Here is a 6,533-nt window from a genome sequence, read left to right as displayed (position 1 = left end):
AAATGCGGCGTGCCTGGAAGGGTACCGTGGGTTCGAATCCCACCCTCTCCGCCATCGTTTTTCTTTATATTATCAATAACTTGAGACCATCCCGCTCGGCCCGCGCCGTGCGGGCTTTCCCGCGTCCGATGTCCTGCAATCAGGCTATGCGTCAGCGCAAATTCGCGCTCTCACTGGCCTTCAACGGCCGGCCCGTGCCCTTCACGAAATTGGACCGCCATGTCTCGGAGCTCGCCGTCTGAAGGGAACGGAGAACCAGCGCTGTCCTCGTCTCTCGTGTCCGACACGGTCAGGACCGCGATCCGGATCGGCGCGATCGGCCCCTCGACCAGCTTGCCGCCGGGCGCGGGGAGGATGTCGTCGGTCATGGCGTTTCTCCAGCGGTCCACCGGGCGGCGTCGGCATGATCGTCGGCCCGCGCCTCGATTCAGCGGTCACCGTCCGGCCCCGTCGGTGGCCCCGCGCGTCAGGCCGGTGAAGCTGGCCAAGGCCCCGACATCGGTCCGACCGCGACAGAAGCCGGCCAACAGGGCGCTGGGGTCGATCGCATCCGTCTGGACCCGCACCATGGCTCAGCCCCCGCTGACCGGCGGGATGAAGGCGACCTCGTCGTCGGCCTTCAGCGGCCGGTCGCCACGCACCATCTCAGTGTTGAGGACGGCACAGACCCCCGGCCCCGACAACCGCTCTCCCAGCCGCCCGTCCTCGGCCGCCAGCAGCGTCCGCAAGCCGTCCAGCGACCCGACCTCGATATCGCGGGCTCGCCAGCCGGCAGCCTCGGCCAGGGCACCGAACATCAGCACCCGCGCCATTGAGCCTCATGGCAAATCGACGGATCGTCACGGGTGACGGGCGAGGCCTGCCGAAGATCGCGCCTGAAGTTGACGTTCGCTCCGTCATAATCGTCGAGTGGGACCCGAACGGCTCCGAGACAGTCCAGGACGCTCCGGATCGATGGATGGCCGCCGTCGGCCAAGGCCCCCACGACTGCGGCAAGCCCAGAAGAAACCGGCCAGATCGACACCAGCGGTTCCAAACCTGAACGTGACGTCGCGACGACGGCGACCGCGTCGCCGACAAGCGCGCGCTGGAGGCCGTCATAATGACGGCTGGTCACCGTGATCGCATCGCAGGGCGCGACCGCCAGCCACGTCGCGCCGCATTCCGCCGCCCACTCCAGACCTTTCCAAATTCCTGCCAACGGGCCTTCGGCGCTCTTGGGGTTGTCCTGAAGGCAGGCGATCCCGAGATCGTTAGCGTGGGCTTCAGCACCAGAAGCAGGTCGCGCGGAAACGGCCAGGCTCAGGCAGATAGGCCGCAGCGCCGCCAGCGGACGGTCCATCATCACGCCGTCGCCGACAGGTGCCACGGCCTTTTCCGAGCCAAAACGGCTCGAACGGCCACCGCAAAGCACCAGGCCGACCATCATGAGAACACCACGCGGTCCGGATGGCTGAAGACCTCGAACCCGTCTGACCGGGCGACGGCGACGAGGGTCATGCCTGCGGCCTCCGCCGTGCGCAGCGCCAGAGCCGTTGGTGCGGACACGGCGCACAGGATGGTCGCACCCATGACCGCTGCTTTCTGGACCATCTCCACCGACACGCGGCTGGTAAGCAGCACGACGCCGCCCATGGCACCGGCGCGGGCGCGGGCACCAATCAGCTTATCCAGGGCATTGTGCCGACCGACATCCTCGCGCACTGCCAGCAAACCCTCTGCAGAGGTCCAGACCCCGGCGGCATGAACCGCGCGGGTTTCCCGGCCCAGGGTCTGCGCTTCCGCCAAGGCGTCCATGGCGGCGATCAGAGCTTCGGCCTCCACCTTCATTTCGTCGGGCGGCAAGGGACGCGGCGGCCGCACCGCCTCGACCAGACTGTCTACGCCGCACAGACCGCATCCGGTCGGACCCGCCAGGCGACGACGGCGCTTCGCCAGTCGTTGCCCTTTTCCGGCGACGAGCCACACCCGGACCTCGACGCCCAGGTCGCCCTGGACCACCTCGATCGAACGAATGTCCTCGATGGCGTCGATCACGCCCTCGCTCAGGCTGAAGCCGATCGCGAAATCCTCCAGATCGGACGGCGTCGCCATCATCACCGCCGTGGTCGAGGCGTCGTGCACGATGGCGATCGCGCTCTCCTCAGGCAGGCAGCGAAGACCCGAGATGAAGCCACCGCCCCGCTTCCAGGCGGTCCGAAGTGCTGAGTGGGTCGTTCGAAGCGGAGCGGACGCCGCCGTCGCGCACACCGGGGTCATCAGCCCCCCGTCATCGACATCGGGCGGGCCACGGCGGGCGAGGCGCCCCTGCGGGCGATCGAGAAGTCGTGGCCCTTGGGCTTACGGGCGATCGCCTCCCGTATCACCGCCCGCAGTGGCGCATCGTCGTCGCGGAAGTTTCGCATCACCTGGCGAAGATCGGCGTGGTCGTCCTGGCCCAGGCAGAGAAACAGGGTTCCGGTGCAAGTGACCCGCACCCGGTTGCAGGTCTCGCAAAAGGTATGGGTCATGGGTGTGATGAAGCCGAGTACGCCCCCCGTCTCCTCCACCCTGACATAGCGCGCCGGTCCACCCGTGCGCCGGGTCATCGGGATCAGGCTCCATCGACGCGCGAGCGCGCCTCGAACGCTGGACAGAGGGAGATACTGATCCATCCGGTCGCCGTCGATCTCGCCCAGAGGCATCGTCTCGATCAGGGTGATCTCCATTCCGAGACCGTGGGCCCAGGCGATCATGGCAGGGAGTGCGTCGGCATTATCGCCCTTGAGCGCCACGACGTTGATCTTGACCTCGAGGCCGGCTTTGCGCGCCGCCTCCAGCCCTGCCAGAACACCGGCAAGATCTCCGCCCCGTGTGATCCGACGATAGTCGTCGGCGTTGAGGGTATCGATCGACACATTGATCCGTTTGACCCCATAACGGGCCAGGGCCTCGGCGTGACGCGCCAGCTGGGTGCCGTTGGTCGTCAGGGTCAGCTCGTTCAGCCGACCCGACTTGAGATGCCGCGAAAGGCCCGCGACCAGATCCATGAAGCCTTTGCGGATCAGCGGCTCTCCGCCCGTCAATCGCAGCCGTGTCGTACCCAGGTCGATGAACGTCGAACAGAGCCGGTCCAGCTCCTCGATCGTCAACAGTTCCGCGCGAGGCAGGAAGGTTTGCCGTTCCGCCATGCAATAGGTGCAGCGCAGGTCGCAGCGATCCGTCACCGACACCCGAAGATAATCGATCACCCGACCCAGGGGATCGATCAGAGGCATTTCCTTGGGGGGTGAAGGGATTTCACCCGGCATCGGCCGGTGCCTCTCCGTCTGGCGTCGGCCCGAACTCAGTCGCCTGGGTCTGAGACGCGGGCGTGCGGCCACCGGCCAGTTTCATCACGGCGGATCGGGCCGGCACGGACAGTCCGGCACCGTCGGCTTGTTCATAGGCCACGATCTCCGCGACCATCCGGGGATCCCAGAAATGCCAGAGATGGTCCCAGGTCGCATCGCACGCATTGCCCGGCTGCTGATGCTCGAACTCAGCGGCGATCTGGTTGGCGCTGCGGATCAGCTTGTCGAGCGTCGAACTCATTCGGCGGCAATCGTCGGCTGGATGCGCCGCGACCGATGGGACAGGACCGTATAGCTGGCCTGCCAGTCCGAGGGGCCGTTCGACTTGCCGACCTGGACCGCCGTGACCTTGTATTCGGGGCAGTTGGTGGCCCAGTCCGAATTGTCGGTGGTCACCACATTCGCTTGGGTGCCGGGGTGGTGGAAGGTCGTATAGACGACGCCCGGCGCGACACGGTCGGTCAGTTCGGCCCGCACGGAGGTCTCTCCCGCCCGGCTCGCGACGCGGACCCAGTCGCCGTCGACGATACCCCGCTGTTCGGCGTCGTGGGGATGGATCTCCAGCCGGTCCTCGGTATGCCAGCGGCTGTTCTCGGTGCGGCGCGTCTGGGCCCCGACATTGTACTGGCTGAGAATCCGTCCCGTGGTCAGCAGCAGGGGGAAACGCGGCCCGGTCCGTTCTTCTGTCGGCACGTACTCCGTGCGCACGAACTTGCCTCGCCCGCGCACGAAGCCGTCCATATGCATGATCGGCGTGCCCTCGGGCGCGGCCTCGTTGCACGGCCATTGCACGGAGCCGAGTTCGTCCAGCCTGTCGTAGGACACGCCGGCGAACGACGGCGTCAGGGCCGCGATCTCGTCCATGATCTGCGACGGATGATCGTAGGCCATGTCGTAGCCCAGCGCCTGGGCCAGACCTTGCGTCACTTCCCAGTCGGCCAGGCCGTTCTTGGGGGTCATCACCTTACGAACCCGCTGGATGCGACGCTCGGCGTTGGTGAAGGTGCCGTCCTTCTCCAGGAAGGTCGAGCCGGGCAGGAAGACATGGGCGTAGTTGGCGGTCTCGTTCAGGAACAGGTCCTGCACCACCACGCATTCCATCGCCGCCAGACCGGCCGAGACATGGCGGGTATCCGGGTCGGACTGCAGGATGTCCTCGCCTTGGATGTAGAGGCCCTTGAATGTGCCATCGACGGCGGCGTCCAGCATGTTGGGGATACGCAGGCCTGGCGCATGATCCAGCTCGGCACCCCACAGGTCCTTGAACATCGCCCGCGCCGCGTCGTCGGAGACGTGGCGATAGCCCGACAGTTCATGCGGGAAACTGCCCATGTCGCAGGCACCCTGGACGTTGTTCTGGCCGCGCAGGGGGTTCACCCCCACGCCTTCGCGACCGATGTTGCCGGTGACCATGGCCAGGTTGGCGATGGCCATGACCGTGGTCGAGCCCTGGCTGTGTTCGGTGACGCCCAGACCGTAGTAGATCGCACCGTTGCCACCCGTGGCGAACAGCCGGGCCGCCGCACGGACCTCAGCCGCCGCGACACCCGTCAGGGGCTCGGTGGACTCGGGCGAATGGCGCGGATCGGACACGAACTCGGCCCAGTCGGCGTATTCTGACAGGTCGCAGCGTTCTCGGATAAAGACCTCGTCGCTCAGCCCCTCGGTGACGATGACGTGGGCCATGGCGGTTAGAACCGCGACATTGGTACCCGGCCGCAGTGGCAAATGGTGGTCGGCCTCCACATGCGGCGACCGGACGATATCGGTCCGCCGCGGATCGATCACGATCAGCCGCGCGCCCTCGCGCAGTCTGCGTTTCAGCCGGGATGCGAAGACCGGATGGCCGTCGGTTGGATTGGCCCCGATGATGACGACGACGTCCGACGCCATGACGCTGTCGAAATCCTGCGTCCCTGCCGAGGTCCCGAAGGTCGTCTTCAGCCCATAGCCCGTCGGCGAGTGACAGACCCGCGCGCAGGTATCGACATTGTTGTTGCCGAAGCCGGCCCGGACCAGCTTCTGGACCAGGAAGGTCTCTTCGTTGGTGCAGCGCGAGGAGGTGATGCCGCCGACCGACGACTTGCCATAGGTCGCCTGAATGCGCCGGAACTCCGACGCCGTATGGCCGAAGGCTTCGGACCAACTGACTTCGCGCCACGGCTCGTCGATCGAGGCGCGTATCATGGGGTTCAGGATGCGCTCCTGATGGTTGGCATAACCCCAGGCGAACCGGCCCTTGACGCAGGAATGGCCGCGGTTGGCCTTGCCTTCCTTCCAGGGGACCATCCGCACCAATTCCTCGCCGCGCATCTCGGCGCGGAAGGTGCAGCCGACACCGCAATAGGCACAAGTGGTGACCACCGAGGTGTCGGGCGTGCCGACCTCGACCACCTTCTTCTCGATGAGGGTGGCGGTCGGACAGGCCTGGACGCAGGCGCCGCACGAGACGCATTCGCTGCCGAAGAAGTCCTCGCCCTGGCTGGCGGCGACCTTGCTGCCGAAGCCCAGCCCCTGAATGGTCAGGGCGAAGGTGCCCTGAACCTCGTCGCAGGCGCGCACGCAGCGCGAGCAGACGATGCATTTGGACGGATCGAAGTCGAAATAGGGGTTCGAGGTGTCCTTGGCCTGACCCAAGTGGTTGGCGGACGTCGGATCGTAACGCACCTCGCGCAGGCCAACCGCTCCTGCCTGATCCTGAAGCTCGCAGTCGCCGTTGGCCGCGCAGGTCAGGCAGTCCAGGGGGTGGTCGGAGATATAAAGCTCCATTACCCCGCGGCGCAGCTTTTTCAGCTTCTCCGTCTGCGTCCGCACGACCATACCGGCGGTGGCAGGGGTGGTGCAGGAGGCGGGATAGCCCGCTCGACCCTCGACCTCCACCAGGCACAGGCGACAAGACCCGAACGCTTCCAAGCTGTCGGTGGCGCACAGCTTCGGAATCGTCGCGCCCATCAAGGCCGCCGCCCGCATCAGCGACGTGCCTTCCGGCACGCTGACGACCTGGCCGTCAATGGTGATGTCCACAAGCGGTGCCGATGAAGGAGCCGGCTTAGTCCCGAGGTCAATCTCTCGCGCATAGGCCATCGGTCTACTCCGCCGCCATGGCCGGCACCGAAGCGCCGCCGAAATCTTCAGGGAAATAGTCAAGCGCGCTTAGCACCGGGTACGGCGTGAAGCCGCCCAGCGCGCACAGCGACCCGA

General features: G+C 66.3%; 9 protein-coding genes. All 9 read right to left on the bottom strand.

Annotated features, from left to right (window positions below; all coding sequences use genetic code 11):
- Nucleotides 1-170: 170 nt before the first annotated feature.
- The 9 genes from JHC99_RS16820 to JHC99_RS18830 all read right to left on the bottom strand — a co-directional run bounded on the left by JHC99_RS16820 (nt 171) and on the right by JHC99_RS18830 (nt 6,525).
- On the bottom strand, nt 171-368 hold the full coding sequence (locus JHC99_RS16820; RefSeq protein WP_292155787.1) for a hypothetical protein: 198 nt from the start codon (nt 366-368) through the stop codon (nt 171-173).
- 66 nt (nt 369-434) lie between these two features.
- Complete coding sequence (locus tag JHC99_RS16815; RefSeq protein WP_292155786.1) at nt 435-569, bottom strand: hypothetical protein; 135 nt, start codon at nt 567-569, stop codon at nt 435-437.
- Between the two features lie 3 nt (nt 570-572).
- Complete coding sequence (locus tag JHC99_RS16810; RefSeq protein WP_292155785.1) at nt 573-812, bottom strand: MoaD/ThiS family protein; 240 nt, start codon at nt 810-812, stop codon at nt 573-575.
- Nucleotides 797-1,429: a molybdenum cofactor guanylyltransferase gene (locus JHC99_RS16805; RefSeq protein WP_292155784.1), complete on the bottom strand. Its 633-nt coding sequence runs from the start codon at nt 1,427-1,429 to the stop codon at nt 797-799. The genes JHC99_RS16810 and JHC99_RS16805 overlap by 16 nt, the downstream gene beginning before the upstream one ends.
- Entirely contained in the window at nt 1,426-2,259 is an 834-nt protein-coding gene (fdhD, locus tag JHC99_RS16800) for a formate dehydrogenase accessory sulfurtransferase FdhD (protein ID WP_292155783.1), read from the bottom strand. The genes JHC99_RS16805 and fdhD overlap by 4 nt, the downstream gene beginning before the upstream one ends.
- Nucleotides 2,259-3,290 carry a GTP 3',8-cyclase MoaA gene (moaA, locus tag JHC99_RS16795; RefSeq protein ID WP_292155782.1) on the bottom strand — a complete coding sequence of 344 codons (1,032 nt, stop codon included), beginning with the start codon at nt 3,288-3,290 and terminating at the stop codon, nt 2,259-2,261. Before moaA ends, fdhD begins: the two co-directional genes overlap by 1 nt.
- The gene (locus JHC99_RS16790; RefSeq protein ID WP_292155781.1) at nt 3,280-3,573 is read right to left on the bottom strand and encodes a formate dehydrogenase subunit delta; all 294 of its coding nucleotides are present in this window, start codon (nt 3,571-3,573) and stop codon (nt 3,280-3,282) included. The genes moaA and JHC99_RS16790 overlap by 11 nt, the downstream gene beginning before the upstream one ends.
- A complete protein-coding gene (gene fdhF / locus JHC99_RS16785) occupies nt 3,570-6,356 on the bottom strand; it encodes a formate dehydrogenase subunit alpha (protein ID WP_292155780.1) in 2,787 nt (928 codons plus the stop codon). The genes JHC99_RS16790 and fdhF overlap by 4 nt, the downstream gene beginning before the upstream one ends.
- Before the next feature lie 64 nt (nt 6,357-6,420).
- Nucleotides 6,421-6,525 (bottom strand): hypothetical protein, encoded by a 105-nt coding sequence (locus tag JHC99_RS18830; RefSeq protein ID WP_366927851.1) that lies wholly within the window; start codon nt 6,523-6,525, stop codon nt 6,421-6,423.
- Between the last annotated feature and the right edge of the window lie 8 nt (nt 6,526-6,533).

The organism is Brevundimonas sp. (assembly GCF_016463485.1).
Lineage (GTDB): Bacteria > Pseudomonadota > Alphaproteobacteria > Caulobacterales > Caulobacteraceae > Brevundimonas.
Note: the sequence above shows the minus strand (reverse complement) of the source record. Positions and strands in the feature narration are given on the sequence as shown.